Here is a 19,902-nt window from a genome sequence, read left to right on the forward strand (position 1 = left end):
CAAAGAAATTTAGGGATACGCTAAAGCTTTGCAGGTTGTCGATCAGTTATGGCCCACTGTTCGCGCTGCTTCCGTCCCTGGAGGTCACAATGCCGCCGATCATCACGCGCCTGGTGGCGCTGTTTGTTCTTTGTCTGACGCTTGAAGTGCCAGCCCAGCCCGGCGCCTGCCCAGCTGGCGAGAAACAAGTTTGTCTGGACGGCTGCATCTGCCTGCCAGACCTGGGGCAAGTACTCGGCCCCGTGCCTGATGGTGTCTACCAGATCGCTGCACCTGCCCTGGCGCTGTGGCTGACCCAAGCCCACGCTGAAGTAGTCAACACCAGCATCCAACCCATCCCACCGCACATCCGCGAGCAACTGCTGCGCTGGTACGACCCCGGTGTCCTCGATGCCGCGGGCTATAAAGTCAGCGACAACGGTCAGTTCAGTGCCGCCACTGCCATGCTGCAAAACCCCGATGTCGGAGCTGTGACGCTGATCGACATCATTCTCTTCCGGGACGCTCAAACCGCAGAACAGGATGTCGCGCTCTGGGCTCACGAACTCAAGCATGTGCAGCAGTTTCAGGAGTGGGGAGTCGATGGATTTGCCCAGCGGTATACACAGGATTTCAATGCGGTGGAGGCGCCGGCTTATGCCATACAGGCCGAGGTCAGGCGGTTTGTGCGGGGAGGGGCTGATTGAAAGGTAGCGTTCACGAAACGTCAGCACGTCATCAATGACTTCCCCGCTATACAAACGTAATCTTGTCGATTCGCTTCCCAAGACAAGAAAAAAAACAGGAGTCATTAATGCAACCGATCCGTCTCGGTCTGGTGGGCTACGGCAAGATTGCCCAGGATCAACACGTTCCAGCGATCAACGCCAACCCCGCGTTCCAGTTGGTCGCTGTCGCAACGCAAGGGCAACCCTGCGCCGGCGTAGAGAACTTTCAGTCCCTGGGCGAGCTGCTCGAAAACGGCCCGCCTGTGGATGCGATTGCGTTTTGCACTCCACCGCAAGGACGATTCGCACTGGTGCAACAAGCGCTGGCCGCAGGTAAACACGTACTGGTCGAAAAACCTCCGTGCGCCACGTTGGGCGAAGCGATGGCGTTGGTGAGTCAGGTTGCAGAGCAAGGCGTCAGCGGTCTGTTCGCCTGGCATTCACGCTACGCGCCCGGCATTGAAGCCGCTCGTGACTGGCTGGCCACCCGCACCCTGCAAAGCGTACAGATCGACTGGAAGGAAGACGTGCGCAAGTGGCACCCCGGCCAAGCGTGGATCTGGCAGCCGGGCGGCCTGGGCGTCTTCGATCCCGGCATCAACGCCTTGTCGATTGCGACTCATCTGCTGCCCCTGTCGCTGTTTGTCGAGTCCGCCGAACTGCGCGTCCCCGACAACTGCCAGTCGCCTATCGCCGCGTCCATCAAAATGTCCGACGCGCGCCACCTCGATGTTCGTGCGGAGTTCGATTTCGACCACGGCCATGACGAACTCTGGAGCATCGAGATTCGTTGCGCCGAAGGCATCCTGCGACTGGACAACGGCGGCGCACTCTTGAGTATCGACGGCGTGCGCCAGGTCGTATCGGAGGAGGGCGAGTACGCGGCGGTGTATCGATATTTTCAACAGCTGATTGGCGACAAGGCCAGTGACCTGGATCTCCAGCCGCTGCGACTGGTCGCCGATAGCTTTTTTGTCGGCAGCCGGGCGTTGGTTGAGCCGTTCTACGATTAGTGACTGCTCAGGTAAAGGCATTGGCGCGTCGGCAGGTAACGTGGTCTTGTGCCGAGTTCTTTCGCGCCAATCGACAAACTCTACGCCCGGGGTTGCACGCTACTCTGCTGCCTTGAGCGTGTTGACCTGAACCAGGAGCGTTGAAGTCTCGGAGGTTTCCACGAACAGGTCATAGGCCTCCAGATAGAGGTACGCATTGCTTGTCTTCAGTGCGCTATCGGTGACGCATGTAACCTTGCGCGCCAGTCCCTGCAACGAGGCAACTGTTTGTGTAGCAGGGAAGGATTCACCCACCGAACACTCAAATTTCTGCACGAAAGTTTTGCCAGCGCTGTCAGTAAATTTTTTGCTGTAGGCGATATCGCTCCCGGGTTTCAGGTTTTGCCAATCGCCATCCAGGTCGATGTCTGCAAGGTTGCTTCGCTGGTCGGTTTTGCCCGCGATCTGAGATCGGCTCGTTGCTGCAAGTTCGATCATCCCGCGCCAGCGCAGTCTCACGCTCTCGCTGCCTAACGCTCCCGTTGCCTGCTCGCGCCAGATCCCGCGAGCCGGGCCCGGTTGCAGATACAAGTCCATTGGATGGTCGTTGATCACGGCGCGCGGCACCAGTGGGGAGGAGGCGTTGTAAGTGAATTGCAAATGACTGAGCGTGTGGGTCGGTTGTCCCTGTGGCAGTGCGCTTACCTGTGCCAATAGCGGTGCCGAAGCCTCTGGCGTCAGCATGTTCGGCGGCAGTTTTTTGCGGATGACTGGCGTGGCGAGTTGCGCCATGTTGGCGGGTTCGGCGCACACGGTGCCAATCAGTCGGGCGCGTTGTTCTTTGTCCAGGGCGCTATCAAGCGGCTGAACGGGCGGTGGCAGCAAAATGTCCTCGCCCAGGCGATAAGCCAAGCGGGTGCTGGCCTGTCGGGTCGCACAGTCGACTTCAATACGCTCGAACTGGCGGCCATAGGGCTTGCCTTCGCTTTCATCCAGGCGGGTGCGGCCATAGTCGATGCCCGCCCATATCGAACGCCGTGAGTTGTCTATGGCCAGTGTGCCTGGGTCTAGTAACAAGACGTCTTCGGTTTCGCCGGGCAACTGCTTCCAGGCACTGTTCCGGACTGCCTGGCACATCTGCTGGGCGATGTTGCGCGCTGGGTCTGCTGGCAGGACGTAAGGGCTGCTCCAGTCCTTTTCGCGTCGATAATCCATGGCTAAAGTCGACAAATTGCAGCCAGCGAAAAGCCGGGCCTGGGTGGCCGGCGCGGCGCCTTCGGCCGGCACGTTAACCATCACCATGGCCGTTTGGTCGAGTCTCAGCGTGGTATCCAATGGCAAAGGCCGGGCTTGTATCCGGGTCATCATGGCTTGATTTTGTACGAGGCGCTCGGCAGACATCCGCTTATAGTAATCGGCCATCCCGTTGCCTTGCAGGGCACAACCCGTGAGGGACACGGCAAAAACGGCGCCCGTCAGGCGAAATACAATACTCACGGCAAACAGCTCCTTAGCGCCCTATATCAAGACCATTTGAATCGGCTTGACCGTCAAAACCTTTAGGGCGGCGAGTGGCTGCGTTTGTTTTCGTTCTTCAGATTTTCCTGGCGGGGGCGGCGTCATCACCCAATCAGTTGCCATGACGCCTGTTCACCTGGACGCCAATTCAATTGGTGACCAACAGCTCCGGGCCGAGGTAGTCGTTGATGTGGTCGATGTCGTCGTCGCCCAGGCTGCCCACCGAAGAGGCCAGGCGCAGGCGCGACATCAAGTAACGCAGCTTCGCCTCGAACAGATCGTGGCGTGCAACGAAGAGCAGTTCTTCGGCATTGAGGACGTCCGAGTTGGTGCTGGTGCCTCCTTCCTTGAAACCCTTGCGTGTGGACAGCAGTGAGCGTTCGTTGGACTCTACGGCCCGCTCCAGGGCGTGAATACGTTTGGCGCCGCTCTGTACGCCGGCGTACTCGCGGGTCGTTCCCGAGATGACTTCCTGTCGCGTGGCGTCGAGTTCGTCCAGGGCCTTGGAGCTATTGGAACTGGCCTGGCGTGCCAGCGCGCTGGTGCCGCCACCGTTGTACAGCGGGAAGTTGACTTCCAGCCCGATTGAGCCGTAGCGGTTGCGTTGATTCAGCTCGGAGATGGATTGGCTATCGCCCGCGGTGTAGCCGGCAACGAAATCCAGTGTCGGCCAGTGGCCCGCCTTGACGCGTTTCACTTCTTCTTCAGCAAGGTCGCTGCTATGACGGCGCGCATGGATCAGCGGGCTGTCGGTCTGAGCCTTGACCAACCAGTCCTGCAGGTTGCTCGGCAGCAGCGGTGGCGTATCGAAAGTCGGACGCAAGGTGGTCAACGATTCGGGGGTTTCTCCGATGTACTCCTCAAGCTTGCGGCGGGCATTGATCAGGTTGTCCTGCGCTTCGATCAGCTCGGCATCGGCAAGGTCGCGGCGAGCGATCGACTCGTCGATGTCGGTGACGGTGCCGGCCCCCAGCTCCATGCGCCGTTTCGCCGAAGCGAGTTGCTCCTCGAAGGCGTTCAGCTTGGACTTGGCGAGGACGATGGTTTCGCTGGCCAGCAGCACGTCGAAATAGCTTTCGGCGAGGCGCACCGCGGCGTCCTGACTCTTGGCATCGAACACCGCGACGCTGTAGTCGGCACGCTGTTTACCCTGGCGGTACTCGGCCATTTTCTGTTTGTTGAACAGCGGCTGGCGCAAGCGCACGTTGGCGCCCTTGGAGTCGTAGTCCAGATCCCTCTCGATGCCGCTCTGGCGCTGGGTGCCATTGACCTTGTTGTCGTAGGCCGAGGCACTGATCTGCGGCAGCAGACCGGCCTGGCCGATGGCGCGGTTTTCCAGGCCGGCCTCCTTTTCATGCACGGCAGCGCGATAGATGGGGCCTTGGTACTGCAACAGATCCCACGCTTGTTTGAGGTCAATGGCGCTGGCAGGCAGAGACAGCGATAGCAGGCAGGCGAACAGGCAATGACGGTCCATTTCATTGTTCCTTGAAAGAGCTGTCAACACGGTCGAGCATTGGTTTCAGAAGATAGCTCATCATGTTGCGCTCGCCAGTTTTGATGGTGACGCTGGCGGGCATGCCGGGACGAATGTGATTGCTGCCAAGCAGGTTCATGCCATCGGGTGTGACCTCTACCTGAGCCAGATAGAACGGTTGCTTGCTTTCCTCGTCCATCAGGCGGTCGGCGGAAACGGTCTTCACGCGGCCTGGGATGTTGGGCGTCTGGGCATGGTTGAAGGCAGGGAAGGCAATGTCCACGGCGAGGCCGGGGACCATCTTGTCGATGGCCTGCACGGGAATCATCGCGTCGACCTGCAGCGGCTCGTTGTCCGGAACGATTTCCATGATCTTGAAGCCGGGCTGGATGATCCCGCCGACAGTCGCAATGCTCAGGGACTGGACCATGCCATCGATGGGCGATCGAATCACCGTGTGGGTCACTTCATAGTCCAGCGCACGCAAACGGTCGGCCAGGGTGGTGTTTTCCTTGGCGGTGTCGGTGAGCTGCGATTCGACTTCCTTCAGGTAATCGTGCTGGCGCTGCAGGATGCGCAGCTTGATTTCGGTGGTCTGGCTACGCACGCGAGCGATGTTGTTGAGGTTCTCGGCCTGGCCGGCGGAGAGGTCGGCATTGCTGCGCTCCAGCTCCAGCAGGCGGTTGCGCGGCACATAGCCTTCGGCAGCCAGCACGCGGGTGCCTTTCAGTTCCTGGTTGAGGAAGTTGATCTGCGAGGCGCGGGCGCCATAGACCTGTTGCAGGCCCTTGAGCTGCACCGCCGACGCCGCGAGGTTTTCCTGCAGGATGCTGATTTCGCCAGCGAGGCCAGCGCGTCGGGTGTTCAGCAGGCGTTGCTGCAGATCCATGGCAGCCAGCAGGCGGTGGTCATTCCCGAAGCGCTTGAACAGTTCGGGATCGAAGTTCACTACGTCGAGGTTGTCACGTTCCGCTTCCAGGCGGTTTTCCACGGTCTTGCTGACGATGTACTGGGCGCTGACCGCACCTTGTTCGGCAAGTGCGCGCAGCGAATCGAGGCGGACCACCTCCTGGCCTTTTTTCACGGAATCGCCTTCGCGGACAAGAATGGCCTCCACAGTGCCGCCGCTCAGATGCTGCACGGCTTTGCGATTGCTGGTGACTTTTACCGTGCCTGTCGCTACCACGCCGGCATCCAGCGGCGCCAGCCACGACCACAGGAGGAAGCCGCCGAAGCCGGCGAGCACCAGCCACAGGCCCCTGCGCACAGGTTTGGCGACGTCCAGATCTACATCGTTCCTGGGGTCGACGTGAATCATCTCGGTGTGTTGGCTCATTTGCATGATCGGTCACTCCCGCGTTTTGACGGAGGCCAGCGGAGTCGACGCGCCTGCAGGCATCACACTCGCCTTGCGCAGCGCTGCGAATACTTCGTCGCGAGTGCCGAGCATCTGCACGCCGCCGTCACGCAGCATCAGCACCTTGTCGACGGCGCAGAGCACATTGGGACGGTGGGAAATCAGAATGACGGTGGCGCCACGGTCTTTGAGTTGGGCCAGCGCATCGACCAACGCCTTTTCACCTACGTCGTCGAGGTTGGCGTTCGGCTCATCGAGCACAATCAGATTGGGGTCTCCATACAGCGCGCGGGCCAAGGCGATGCGTTGCTTCTGGCCACCGGAAAGCGGGCTGCCATCGGTGCCCAGGCGGGTCTCATAACCTTGCGCAAAACGCAGGATCATCTCGTGCACGCCCGTCGTTCTGGCGGCGCGGATGACCGCGTCGCTGTCCACTTCGCCAAAGCGCGCAATGTTGTCGGCGATGGTGCCTTCGAACAGCTCCACGTCCTGTGGCAGGTAACCGAGCCAAGGGCCAAGTTCGCCTTTGTTCCAGGTGAATATGTCCGCGCCGTCGAGGCGCACCTTGCCGGCCTGTGCCGGCCAGACGCCGACCAACAGACGGGCGAGGGTGGATTTGCCCGAGGCGGATGGGCCGATAATGCCAAGGCTTTCGCCGGGGGAAAGATTGAAGCTCACCCCGCGCAGAATCGTGTTGTTGGTGCCGGGGGAGCCGGCGTACACATTCTCCACTGCCAGCATGCCCAGCGGCCGTTGCAGCGACATGCTTGGTGGTCGGCGCGGAAAGTCGTTGAGCATTTCATTCAACCGGCCCCAGGCCGAACGGCAGCCAAGCAGTTGCTTCCACGACGCGATGACTTGTTCCACCGGGCCCAGCGCGCGGCCGGTAAGGATCGAGCAGGCAATCATCATCCCGGGGGTGATCTTGCCTTCGATCGCCAGCAGCGCACCGGCGCCGAGGATCAGCGATTGCAAGGTGATGCGCACGAAGCGCCCGGTGCTGCTGATCAGGGCGGCCCGGTCTGAGGCCAGGGTCTGCATTTCCAGAATGCGCAAATGGCTTTGGTACCAGCGCTTGCCGATCGACGGCAACATGCCCATGGCCTCGATGACCTCGGCGTTGCGCAGGTTGTTGTTGGCGTAGGTGGCGGAGGAGAGGGCGGCCTGATTGGCTTCGGCCAGCGGCTTTTGCGTCGCCTTCTCGGTGAGGTAAGCCAGGCCCATCAGAATCAGCGAGCCGATGAGCGTGACCAGTCCGAGCAGCGGGTGGATCAGGTAGGCGACCAGCAGGTAGATCGGCGTCCATGGCGCATCAAAGAACGCGAACAGGCTGTTGCCGGTGAGGAACTGACGCACCTGCGCGAGATCCTGCAGGGCCTGGGCCGGATTGCCTCCGGCGCGGTTCAGGTTGCGCTCGAATGCGGCGGTGAAAATGCGTCGATTGAGGTCCATGTCGAGGCAGTTGCCGACCCGGATCAGCACACGGGTGCGGAACATTTCAAGCGTGGACATCAGCAAGAACAGGCCTATCACCAGAACGGTCAGCATCGTCAACGTTGTGACGTTGCGACTGACCAAGGCTCGATCATAGACCTGCAACATGTAAACGGCTGGCGTCAACATCATGACGTTGATGACGCCGCTGAAACCCGCCAGGGAGTAAAAACTACGACGAAGTCGGAAGAGTGCGTCGGCCAGTTCGGATCGAGAGTTCGACTGCTTTTGCATTTGGCTGACCCCCTCTTCAAAAAGCCGTTTGCCCTTGCGGAGCAGCAGCTAACAGATTTAGTCACGTGGGTAGCCGTCGATACGCAGGTTCGCTCTCGGGCGAATCTCATGCAAATTTCTGCGTTGCTCCCGTAGCAAGCAGCGTAGGTCGCGGCGAAACAATCTGAAATAACATTTCGCTCTAATGGTGCGTCAATCTTTCTATAAGTCCATTAAAAACAGCGAGTTGAGAGGCTTAGCACCGGTCGTCCGGTTTGTCCGTCGTAAAATTGACAATTTTTTGCTATCCAACTTTAGTCTTACTCATTGACGACAACCGTCCGCCTGAAGTCTGTCAACTCTTTGGCAGCGAAAAGCGCGGTGGTTCTCCGAAGGAGCACAGCATGTCGATCACTTCGTTCTACTGCAGAGGGAAGGGGCTGTTCAGCAAGTTCGCCTTGACCTCAAGTTTCCATGGCCCGCCTAGGGCCCGGGTTCGCTCTGCCTGATCGCTTAGCGAGCCATTCTTTCGCGAGTTCCGCGAATTCCAGGCGCGCATACCGGGGGCCGTACTGACGGCTTTGCCTTCCCGTGTCAGCTCTCGCCAAAAAAATGAACCTACACACTGCGCAAGCCAGCACCTGACTGGGCGCGGGAGGATTCTTTTCGTCCCGTGCCCTTCACCAAAGAAATCGAGGGCAAGCAAAATGGCCAATTTCAACAAGTCCGACCTGGAGTTCATCCTCAAACAAATTTTCATCGCAGAAGCACATGCCGACGGCGCCAGCCTCAGTGATTTGCTACCCAACAGTCAGGTGCCTTTCGGCCTGCGCACCGTCGATGGCAGCTACAACAACCTGGTGACCGGGCAAAGTGAGTTTGGCGCTGCGGACAATGCCTTCCCGCGCCTGCTGGACCCCTCGTTTCTGGCGTCATACTCCGGGACAGGGGATGTGATCGACCCACAACCACGGATTATCAGTAACCTGATCGTTGATCAGACCGCCAACAACCCGGCTGCGGTTGCGGCGAACGGCGGTGCCGATCCGGTCATCAGCCCAGGCCCCGATGGTGTCTTCGGCACGGATGACGACAAACAAGTGTTCTTCATCCCCAACCAGTCCGCGGACGCCGGTCTGACTGCGGGCTTCAACTCGTGGATGACTTTCTTCGGCCAGTTCTTCGACCACGGCCTCGACCTGGTCAGCAAGAGCGCTACCGATTTTGTGTTTATTCCGTTGCAGCCGGACGATCCGTTGTTCGTGCCGGGCAGTCCGACCAACTTCATGGTGCTGCCACGGGCCGTGCGTACGGCCGGCGCGGACGGAATTGTTGGCACGACGGACGATGGGCAGCTCAACACCACCTCGCCGTTCGTAGACCAAAGCCAGACTTACAGCTCCCACCCCTCGCATCAGGTATTTCTGCGCGAGTACGTCATCAACGCGGCAGGTGACCCTGTTGCAACCGGGCGCTTGATTACCAATCGCGATCTGGGCGCCGATGGCGAGTTCGGCACTGCCGATGATGGCGGCGCCGAAAATGGCGGCATGGCGACCTGGGCAGTGGTCAAGGCCCAGGCCCGTGACATTCTCGGCATCAACCTGACCGACGCCGATGTGCACAACGTGCCGCTGCTGGCGACCGACGCGTATGGCAACTTCATCCGTGGCCCGGGCGGTATGCCGCAGGTGGTGATGCGCATCAGCAACGGCGCAGACGGTATCGCCGGTACGGCGGATGACATCACGCAACTGGTCGAAGGCAACCGGGATGCTCCGATCAGTCTGGCCAACGCCGTGAGCACCGGGCATGGCTTCCTCGACGACATCGCGCACAATGCCGCGCCGGTGCTCGTCGACGGGGTTTTGCAGGCGGATGGTGACACCGAAATCGGCAATGCGCAGCCAGTGGGCGCGGGCGGCAACAACCTGACCTACGACAACGAGCTGCTCGACGCTCACTACATTGCCGGCGATGGCCGGGCGAACGAAAACATCGGCCTGACCACTGTGCACCATGTGTTCCACTCCGAACACAACCGCCTGGTCCAGCAGTCCAAGGAAACCATCCTGGCCTCTGGCGATCTGGCGTTTCTCAATGAGTGGCTGGCAGACGACGTCGCGGCAATTCCGACTACTCCCGCCGAAATCGCAGGATTGGTGTGGGATGGCGAACGGCTGTTCCAGGCCGCCAAGTTCGGCACCGAGATGCAGTATCAGCACTTGGTGTTCGAGGAATTTGCGCGGACCGTTCAGCCGCAGGTCGACGAATTCCTTGCCCCCAACGGCTATGACACTTCGATCAACCCGGCCATCCTCGCCGAGTTCGCCCACGTGGTGTATCGCTTCGGTCACTCGATGCTGACCGAGACTGTCGATCGCTTCGACCCCGAATTCAATCCGGTCCTCTCTGACCCGAACAACCCTGACGCGCAACTCGGTCTGATCGCAGCCTTCCTCAACCCTCTGGCATTTGCCGGCAGCGGGGCTACCGCTGACGAAGCGGCAGGGGCGATCATTCGCGGCGTGACCCGTCAGCTCGGCAACGAGATCGACGAGTTCGTCACCGAAGCGTTGCGCAACAATCTGCTGGGTCTGCCCCTCGATTTGCCGGCCCTGAACCTGGCGCGTGGTCGCGACACTGGCATCCCTACGTTGAATGAAGCGCGGCGTGAGTTTTACCAGGCAACCGGCGACAGCCAACTCAAGCCGTACATCAGTTGGGCTGACTTGGCGGAAAACCTCAAACACCCCGAATCCCTGGTCAACTTCATCGCGGCCTTCGGTACTCACGGGGCATTGACTGCGGCCGATGTGGATACGCTGGTCGAGATGCGTGCGGTCGCTGCTGCCCTGGTGTTTGGCGGCAGCGCGGTGATCAACGCCGGCACTGCCGATGAGCGTACTTTTACCGCCACGGAAGAGGATCGCCTGGCATTCCTTAACAGCTCGGGCACCTACGCCATGGTCAATGGCGTCACCACCACCGGTGTCGACGACATCGACTTCTGGGTCGGCGGCCTTGCCGAAGAGAAGATGCCGTTCGGCGGTATGCTCGGCTCGACGTTCAACTTCGTGTTTGAAACCCAGATGGAGGCGTTGCAGAACGGCGACCGGTTCTACTACCTGTCGCGTACGGCGGGCCTGAACTTCGGCACCGAGCTTGAGAACAACTCCTTCGCCAAGCTGATCATGCTCAACACCGATGTCACCCACCTGTCGAACACCGTGTTCCTGACGCCGACGTTCACTCTCGAAGTGACCCAGGCCAATCAGTTCACCGGCCTTGGCGTCGGCGGTCGTGACGACCCGACGGGCGGCATCATGATCAACGGCGTGGAAGTCGTGCCGCTGGTGATCCGTAACAACCCCGACACCGTGGGCACGGACAGTAATTTCCTGCATTACACCGGTGAAGATCATGTCGTCCTCGGCGGCACCGCCGCCGATGACATCATCATCTCCGGTGAAGGTGATGACACCGTTTACGGCGACGGCGGCAACGATGTCCTCGAGGGCGGCGCCGGGAACGATGCGGTACTTGGCGGCGCGGGTGATGACATCATCACCGACTCGTTCGGCGACAACCGCCTGGAAGGCAATGCCGGTAACGACGTGATCGTGGCCGGTAAAATGGGGGTTGCGGGCAACCTGATCCTTGGCGGCGATGGCCAGGACTTCATCATCACCACCGAAGACATCAGCACCACCTTCGGCGGTCAGGGTGACGACTTCATCCTCGGTGCCAAGACCAACCTGCCACCGACCGGCAACGAAGGTGATGACTGGATCGAGAAAGGCACCCAGGACGGTGCGCCTGGCGATAACTTCTCGCCATTGCTCAATGACGATGTGGTCGGCAACGACATCTTTGTCGGCGGTGGTGGCTTCGACGAAATGATCGGCGAGGGTGGCGATGACATCTTTGTCGGCAGCGATGCCCAGGACAAGATGGACGGCATGTCCGGGTTCGACTGGGTGACCTTCAAAAATGACCAGGTCGGCGTGACCGCCGACTTGTCCCTGGCCGCGCTGGCCCAGCCACATGGCAACGCGCCAAACCAGAACGCCGGGGTGTTCAATCCGGTCGGTGCCTCGCCGGCCTCGATTCTCGACCGTTTCGCCGAGGTCGAAGGCTTGTCCGGTTCGAATTTCGGCGACGTCCTCAAAGGCGATGATGTTGATGCGGTCACTATCCTCAACCACGGTGGTGCCACGGGTGGTGCACTGACCAATGTGGACTTGATCCGTGGACTGGCGCAGTTCCTGTCCGATGCCGGCTTGCCGACCACCGGCTTTGCCACGGGCAACATCATCCTCGGTGGCAATGGCAGTGACCTGATCGAGGGCCGCGGCGGCGATGATCTGATCGATGGCGACAAATGGATCAACGTCAGAATCGCAGTTTATGCCCCCGGCGACGTTAACCATACCGGCCCCGAGATCGCCAGCTTCGACAGCATGGCTGATATGATCCCGTTCATGCTGGACCGTACGTATAACCCTGGGCAGCTCAAGGCCGTGCGGGAAATCCTGCCCGGCACCTCGACGGGCGGGGCGGCGTTCGACACCGCGATTTTCTCCGGGCTTCAGTCCGAGTACACGGTGACCCAGGACACCCGTGGCACGGCCAACCTGGCGGACGATGTCTGGACGGTGACGGATACCGTTGCGGGTCGCGACGGCACCGATACCCTGCTGCATATCGAGCGCCTGCAATTCGCCGACACCCAGCGGGTGCTGGTACCGGGGCTGAACGCACAACCGGTCGGCAGGCCGACTGTCACGGATGGCAACGGCGGCGACATTACAGTGGGCGACACACTGACCGTGAGCATGCTCGGGGTGAGCGATGCCAACAACGTCACTGCGGGTAACCCGCAGGGTCTCGTCAACAATACTTCGGTGTCTTACTACTGGCAGTTCGAAGCCGACCCAGGCAGTGGCGTGTTCGAAGACATCATCCTGTTGCCTGCGGGTGACCTGGCGTTCCAGAGTGCCGATGGCACCTCCTTCAAGGTCTCGCCGGATCTTGCCGGGCTGTCACTGCGGGTCAAGGCTATCTACCAGGATGGCCATGGCACGACTGAAGTGGTGTTCTCGCAACCGACAGGCGTCGTGGCTCCCGGCGCACCGGTCGTGCCGACAGCACCGACACCGGTAGTCAATGCCACCGAGGGTGGCCCGGGCCTTAACATGGTCCGCTCCGACCTCAACTTCATCCTTGATCAGATCAAGATTGCCGAGGCTGAAGCGGACGGTCAGAACATCCTCTCGCTGATCCCGAACATCCGCGCGCCGCTGGGCCTGCGTGCGGTCGATGGCTCGAACAACAACCTGATGAACCTCAATGGCATCAACAACACCGAGTTTGGTGCTGCGGATAACACCTTCCCGCGTTTGACCGATCCGGTCTTCAATCCGGCGGAAGGTGCACCTGCCGGGTTCTTTGGCCCTGGCTCGCCGGCCATTCCGGGATCGTCGTATCAGCAGACCAGCGGCAATGTGTTTGACTCGCAGCCGCGCACGATCAGCAATCTGATCGTCGACCAGACGTCGAACAACCCGGCGGCGTATGCAACGGCGTACGACGTGGGCGCGGACGGTGTGCTCAACTTCGGCGCGGAGGGTAGCGACGATGTGCTCAAGGATGGCGTACGGATAGTCGCCAGCCCCGGCCTGGATGGTCAGTTCGGTACTGGCGACGACCACGATGTGTACATGTTCGAGAACACCGCTCCGGATGCCGGGTTGTCCGCGCCGTTCAACGCCTGGATGACCTTCTTCGGGCAGTTCTTCGATCACGGTCTGGACCTGGTGACCAAAGGCGGTTCGGGCACCATCTTCATTCCGCTGCAACCGGATGATCCGCTGTATGTGCCAGGCGGCAACGCTAACTTCATGGTGCTGACCCGCGCGACCAACCAGCCAGGCGCGGATGGTGTTCTCGGCACGGCCGACGACATCCATGAGCACTCCAACACCACCACGCCGTTCGTGGACCAAAACCAGACCTACAGCTCGCACCCATCGCATCAGGTGTTCCTGCGCGGGTATCTGCTGACCGATGACGGACCCATCGCGACGGGCAGGCTGATCACCAACCGTGACCTGGGGGCGGATGGCAAGTTTGGTACCTCAGACGACAGCGAAATCGGTGGCATGGCCACCTGGAAAGTGGTCAAGGCGCAAGCCAACGACATTCTGGGTATCCACCTGACCGACGCTGACGTCGACAACGCTCCGTTGTTGGCGACCGATGCCTATGGCAATTTCATCAAGGGGCCGAACGGCTTCCCGATGGTCGTGATGAAAGGCCTTGACGGTCTTGGCGGTACGGCGGATGACGAGCTTGTCGAAGGTAATCCGCTTGCCCCTATTGACCTGACCAATGCTGTGCGCACCGGTCACCAGTTCCTCGTCGACATTGCCCACAATGCCGCGCCGGTGTTCATCGGTGGCGTGCTCGCGCCTGATGGCGATTCTGAAACTGGCAACGACGTGCCGGTCAATCCACAAACCGGGGCCAACCTGGCCTACGACAACGAGTTGCTGGATGCGCACTACATCGCTGGCGACGGCCGGGTCAACGAGAACATCGGCCTGACTGCCGTACATGCGATCTTCCACTCCGAGCACAATCGGCTGGTCGCGCAAACCAAAGACACCGTGCTCGACTCGGGTGACGTGGCTTTCCTGAACGAGTGGCTGCTCAATCCAGTGAGCGCGTTGCCGGTCAATCAGGCGGAGATCGATGCGTTGGTATGGAATGGCGAACGCCTGTTCCAGGCGGCCAAGTTCGGCACCGAGATGCAGTATCAGCATCTGGTGTTCGAGGAATTTGCCCGGACCATCCAGCCTAACGTCGACCTGTTTTTCGCACCGACCCAGGTCTATGACGTTGACCTCGATGCCTCGATCGTCGCCGAGTTCGCCCACACCGTGTACCGGTTTGGCCACTCGATGCTGACCGAGACCGTCGATCGCTTCGACGTTGATTTCAACGTGATCGGCGATCCGAACAGTGCTGATCCCGATCAGCAACTGGGCCTGATCGCGGCGTTCCTCAACCCGTTGGCGTACGCCGCCAGTGGCGTGACGCCTGAGGACGCGACCAGTGCGATCGTGCGAGGGATCACTCGGCAAGCCGGTAACGAAATCGACGAGTTCGTCACCGAGGCGCTGCGCAACAACCTGCTCGGGCTGCCGCTCGACCTGCCGGCGATCAACATCGCCCGTGGCCGCGACGTTGGGATTCCTTCACTCAACGCGATTCGCCGCGACATCTACAGCCAAACCGGTGATACCCAACTCAAGCCGTACACCAGCTGGGTCGACCTGGTGCAGCACCTCAAACATCCGGAGTCGTTGATCAACTTCATTGCAGCCTATGGCACCCATGAGACGATCACGACGGCGACCACGCTGGAAGGCAAACGCGCTGCCGCCATGGCACTGGTGTTCGGTGGTACGGGGGCGCCGGATGACCGCCTGGACTTCCTCAACGGCACCGGTGACTGGACCAACGTAACGCGGGCTGGCAAGGATGGAGTGCTGGGAACAGCCGACGATCTGAAGGGCGTGACTATCACGGGGGTCGATGCCATCGACCTGTGGATCGGCGGCCTGGCCGAAGCGAAAACGCCGTTCGGCGGCATGCTCGGCTCGACCTTCAACTTCGTGTTCGAGAACCAGCTGGAAAAACTGCAGGATGGCGACCGCTTCTACTACCTGGAACGTACCGCTGGCCTGTCGATGAATGCCGAGCTTGAAAGCAACTCGTTCGCCAAGCTGATCATGGCCAACACCTCGGCCACGCACTTGCCGGGCCTGGTGTTCTCAGACGTTGCGTTCTATCTGGAAAGGGACCAGAGCAAGCAATTCAACGAAGGCCTGGGCAATGCCGATCCGCTTGGCGAAAACGGCGAACAGGTGGTGTTCCGCGACAACCCTCTGACCGCAGGGCCGGACGCCAACTACATCAAATACACCGGTGCAGAGCACATCGTGATGGGCGGCACCAACAGCGCCGATATTCTCATCGCGAGTGAGGGGGATGACACGGTCTGGGGCGACGGTGGCAACGATCGCATCGAAGGCGGTGACGGCAACGACCAACTGCGCGGTGGCTCCGGCGACGACATCATCACCGACAAGGGCGGCGACGATAACATCCAGGGTGGCGACGGCAACGACGTGCTGCACGGAGGTAACGGCGTCAACCTGATCATCGGCGGGTTCGGCAATGACTTCATCGTGACCGGTGAGGACGCCTCCGAAGCCATTGGTGGTCATGGCAACGACTTCATCCTGGGCAGCAAAGCCAACGAACAGGACATGGGTAACGAAGGCGACGACTGGATCGAGAAGGGCACTTCGGACGGTGCACCTGGCGACAACTTCGACCCGCTCGGCAACGACCCTATCGTCGGCCACGATGTGTTCATCGGCGGTAACGAGAACGATAAGTTCAACGGCGAAGGCGGCGATGACATCATGGTCGGCAGTCTCGGCTTCGGTGATCGCTATATCGGCGGCTCCGGCTTTGACTGGGCAACCTTCAAGGGGCTCGCACAGGGCGTGACCATCGATTTCACGGACCGTTTCTTCGATGTTCCGCCAGTACCGGGTTCAGGTGCTTCGGCGCTGGTGCGTTTCGACATCATGGAAGGTCTGTCGGGTTCGTCGCACGGTGACTTCCTGCGCGGTGATAACGAAGACGCCACATCGCTGCCTACAGCGGGTGCAACCGGCAGTGTGCTGACCCACATCGACCTGATCAACGGCCTGGCGGATCTGCTGCCAGCCGGAGCGACGTTCTTCGATGGCGGCAACATCATCCTCGGCGGTAGCGGCAGCGACCTGATCGAAGGTCGCGGCGGTGACGACATCATTGATGGTGACAAGTGGCTGAACGTACGCATCAGCGTACGGGCGAACGCTGACGGCACTGGCGATGAAATCGCCACGTTCGACAGCATGGAGCCGCTGGTGCCGTTTATGCTGAACGGCACGTACAACCCTGGCCAACTGGTCATCGTGCGGGAGATTCTGACCGGCACTGACAGCTTCGATACGGCGTTGTTCTCCGGTACTTTGGGGGAATACGGCATCGAAATCGATGGCGACACTGTCATCGTGACCGACTCGGTGCTTGGGCGTGATGGCGTCGATCGCCTGACGGGCATCGAGCGTCTGCAGTTCGCTGACGTTGCGATACCGTCCGGAGTCGGCACCGTGCAAAACAGCGACCCATCGGGTCACCTGGCAATCCTCGATGCGACTACCGGTGTGCGTGAAGATACGCCAGTCGCCGGCCAGTTGTTGCGCGTCAGTGGCGCGGGGGTACACGACGCGGACAACCAGAGTGCGGCCAATCCGACCGGCGCGATAACCGGTGGGGTGGCTTACTACTGGCAGGTCGAAACCATTCCCGGTACGGGCGTCTATGAGGACATCACCTTTGTCGCCGCTGGCGAGGCAACGCGGGCGACTGGCTCCACCTTCCTGGTGGGCCCTGATGAGGCGGGTCTGAACATCCGCGTCCGGGCGGTGTACCAGGATGCCCAGGGCACGCTGGAGATCGTCGAATCGTCCGGCAACAGTGAACCGACCGAAGGGGCGACCGTTACCGGGCTTGCCGTGCAGAACCAGCTGTTGACCGCCGACACGTCGACCATCGTCGACGCCGATGGCCTGACCAATCCGCAGTTCACCTACCAGTGGCAGGCGAACGACGGGCTTGGCTTCGTCAACATCGCCGGCGCTACCGGTAGCACGTTCTCGCTTGGCCAGGCTCAGGTCGGCCAGGAAGTGCGCGTGATGATCGGTTACGTCGATAACTTCGGTGTGGCCGAAAGCGTTGCGTCCAACATCCTGGGACCGGTGGACAACGTCAACGATGCACCGACAGGCGCGTTGCTGATCAGCGATACGACACCGGATCAAGGGCAAGTGCTGACGGCGCTGACTGCCGGGATTGCCGATGTGGACGGGCTGGGCACCTTCAGCTACCAATGGCAGCAAGGTATCGGTGCTTCCTTCTCCAACATCAACGGCGCGACGGCCTCGACCTTCACCCCGGGTGTGGCGCAGGGCAACCTGCAAATACGGGTGATCGTGCGCTACACCGACGGCTTCGGCACGCTGGAGACGTTGACTTCCGCGGCAACCGCGGCGGTTGCGGTGCTCAGTGGCGTAGTGCTGCAAGGTAACGCACAGGCGAACACCCTCACCGGCGGCGCCGGTAACGATGTGCTGCTTGGCCTGGGCGGGAGCGATACGCTGAATGGCCTGGCCGGTACCGACCAGTTGTTTGGCGGCAATGGCAACGACATTCTCAACGGTGGAGACGACAACGACATCCTCAATGGCGAGGACGGTAACGACACCCTCAACGGCGGGCTTGGCGCGGATGCCATGAACGGCGGTGCCGGCAACGACACCTATGTGGTCGACAACGTCGGTGACCTTATCACCGAGGCGGTGGGTGGCGGTACCGATCTGGTGCAAACCGCCTTCGCGAGCTACCTGCTCGATGCCAACGTCGAGAACCTGACCTATACCGGTGCCGGTAACTTCACAGGTACCGGTAACGCACTGGCCAACACCATCACCGGCGGGGTGGGTAACGACCTCCTCGATGGCGGTGCGGGTGCAGACCGGATGGTCGGGGGCGCGGGCAACGATACCTACATCGTCGATGCAGCCACAGACGTGGTGGTCGAGGTGGCGGGTGGCGGTACGGACACCGTGCAGACTTCGTTGGCCAGCTACACGCTGAGCGGTAATGTCGAGAACCTGACCTACACCGGAGTCGGCAACTTCGCCGGCAGCGGCAACGGGTTGAACAACGTCATCACCGCCGGGGCGGGTAACGACACCCTCAATGGTGGCGGCGGCAACGACATCCTCACCGGCAACAGTGGCAACGACACACTCAACGGCGACGCGGGTAACGACCAACTGGTGGGTGGCATTGGCACCGATACCCTGAACGGCGGCAATGGCGATGACAGCCTCGACGGAGGTGACGGGGCGGATACATTGAATGGCGGGGCAGGCAGCGACACGCTGCTCGGCGGGCTGGGTGATGACAGCCTGGATGGCGGTACCGGCACCGATCTGCTCCAGGGCGGCGATGGCAATGACACGCTGCTCGGTGGAGATGCTAACGACACCTTGCTGGGTGGTATCGGCAATGACTTTATCGATGGCGGTACAGGCAACGATACAGTCACGGGCGGTGCCGGCAACGACATGATGGTTGCCAGCAATGGCAACGATATCTTCATGTTCTCAGCGGGCTTCGGGGTCGATCAGATCATTGGCTTCGATGCCAACGCGGCAGGAGGGCAGGACCGCCTCGATATCTCCGCGATGAACATCACGGCTGCGACCTTTGCCGGCAGCGTCACCATCGCCGATGTCGGTGCGGATACCCTGGTCAGCTTCGCTGGTGCTGACTCCATCCGCCTGGTCGGTGTGGCCGATGCGACAACCGTCACTGCCACGGACTTCATTCTCACCACTTGAGGTACTGATCAGCACGTTTGAAAAAAAGCGTGGAAAGCGGAAGGGAGGGCAGCGATGCCCTCCCTTTTTTTATGAGAAACGTCTGGTCGTTTGTTCAACTGGCAATGCGTGAACCAACCTGGCAGGGCGGTCTGTCAGGCAGTGGGAAACACTCGATCAACAAATGACCTGGGAGTGGGGAAAGGGGAGTGGGGAATCAGGCTTGAACATTTCAGCGAACTGCGCGATGGGCAGCCTGTTGGTTTCGCTTGCCGCTTCTGCTATCGGGGGTATTCCCGACTTCAATCGGGACTTCACCCTATCCGCAACACAAACAGCGCTTAACTGCTGAACCAGGTGAACAGACTCCAGAATGCCCCTATGGCAAAGATGAGAAGCATGAGTGCCAACGTGCGGACTAGCGGCTCACTTCGCATGAAGGTAACTCCTCAGAAGGGTTGTGCAGCACAGGTGGAAATCTGTTATCCCGTGATAACAACTTCAAACTTTCAATTAATACGCTAGTGAACGCACAGCATTCTCTATGCCAGAAAATTGAACAGCCAATCATTCCCGGCTGGCAGCGCAACTTGATCCCCTGGCCAATGAAAGTTGACACAGGAATCGG

7 protein-coding genes are annotated in these 19,902 nt (G+C 60.5%); 3 read left to right on the plus strand and 4 right to left on the minus strand.

The window, feature by feature from the left end:
* The first annotated feature begins 89 nt into the window (after positions 1-89).
* Together J4E42_RS28565 and J4E42_RS28570 are read left to right on the plus strand one after the other, a co-directional pair.
* A complete protein-coding gene (locus J4E42_RS28565) occupies positions 90-686 on the plus strand; it encodes a DUF4157 domain-containing protein (RefSeq protein WP_207286717.1) in 597 nt (198 codons plus the stop codon).
* 107 nt (positions 687-793) lie between these two features.
* Positions 794-1,720, plus strand: a complete 927-nt coding sequence (locus tag J4E42_RS28570; RefSeq protein ID WP_207286713.1) for a Gfo/Idh/MocA family protein — start codon at positions 794-796, stop codon at positions 1,718-1,720.
* 99 nt (positions 1,721-1,819) lie between these two features.
* Here J4E42_RS28570 and J4E42_RS28575 read toward each other — a convergent pair whose 3' ends face one another.
* From J4E42_RS28575 to J4E42_RS28590, 4 genes are all read right to left on the minus strand, one after another.
* Positions 1,820-3,196 (minus strand): hypothetical protein, encoded by a 1,377-nt coding sequence (locus J4E42_RS28575; RefSeq protein WP_207286714.1) that lies wholly within the window; start codon positions 3,194-3,196, stop codon positions 1,820-1,822.
* 169 nt (positions 3,197-3,365) lie between these two features.
* Positions 3,366-4,694: a TolC family outer membrane protein gene (locus J4E42_RS28580; protein WP_008024524.1), complete on the minus strand. Its 1,329-nt coding sequence runs from the start codon at positions 4,692-4,694 to the stop codon at positions 3,366-3,368.
* A gap of 1 nt (position 4,695) precedes the next feature.
* The gene (locus J4E42_RS28585) at positions 4,696-6,036 is read right to left on the minus strand and encodes an HlyD family type I secretion periplasmic adaptor subunit (RefSeq protein ID WP_008039525.1); all 1,341 of its coding nucleotides are present in this window, start codon (positions 6,034-6,036) and stop codon (positions 4,696-4,698) included.
* A 6-nt stretch (positions 6,037-6,042) separates the two neighbouring features.
* Positions 6,043-7,779, minus strand: coding sequence for a type I secretion system permease/ATPase (locus tag J4E42_RS28590; RefSeq protein ID WP_207286715.1), 1,737 nt, complete (start codon positions 7,777-7,779; stop codon positions 6,043-6,045).
* A 686-nt stretch (positions 7,780-8,465) separates the two neighbouring features.
* Between J4E42_RS28590 and J4E42_RS28595 the strand changes: the two genes are divergently transcribed.
* Positions 8,466-19,295, plus strand: coding sequence for a peroxidase family protein (locus J4E42_RS28595; RefSeq protein ID WP_207286716.1), 10,830 nt, complete (start codon positions 8,466-8,468; stop codon positions 19,293-19,295).
* The last annotated feature ends 607 nt before the right edge of the window (positions 19,296-19,902 follow it).

Source organism: Pseudomonas sp. FW300-N2A2 (assembly GCF_017351735.1).
Taxonomy (GTDB): domain Bacteria; phylum Pseudomonadota; class Gammaproteobacteria; order Pseudomonadales; family Pseudomonadaceae; genus Aquipseudomonas; species Aquipseudomonas migulae.

Coding starts and splice junctions, on each gene's coding strand:
- J4E42_RS28580 (WP_008024524.1), bottom strand. CDS start 4,694: ATGGACCGTCATTGCCTGTTCGCCTGCCTGCTATCGCTGTCTCTGCCT.
- J4E42_RS28570 (WP_207286713.1), top strand. CDS start 794: ATGCAACCGATCCGTCTCGGTCTGGTGGGCTACGGCAAGATTGCCCAG.
- J4E42_RS28595 (WP_207286716.1), top strand. CDS start 8,466: ATGGCCAATTTCAACAAGTCCGACCTGGAGTTCATCCTCAAACAAATT.
- J4E42_RS28565 (WP_207286717.1), top strand. CDS start 90: ATGCCGCCGATCATCACGCGCCTGGTGGCGCTGTTTGTTCTTTGTCTG.
- J4E42_RS28590 (WP_207286715.1), bottom strand. CDS start 7,779: ATGCAAAAGCAGTCGAACTCTCGATCCGAACTGGCCGACGCACTCTTC.
- J4E42_RS28585 (WP_008039525.1), bottom strand. CDS start 6,036: ATGCAAATGAGCCAACACACCGAGATGATTCACGTCGACCCCAGGAAC.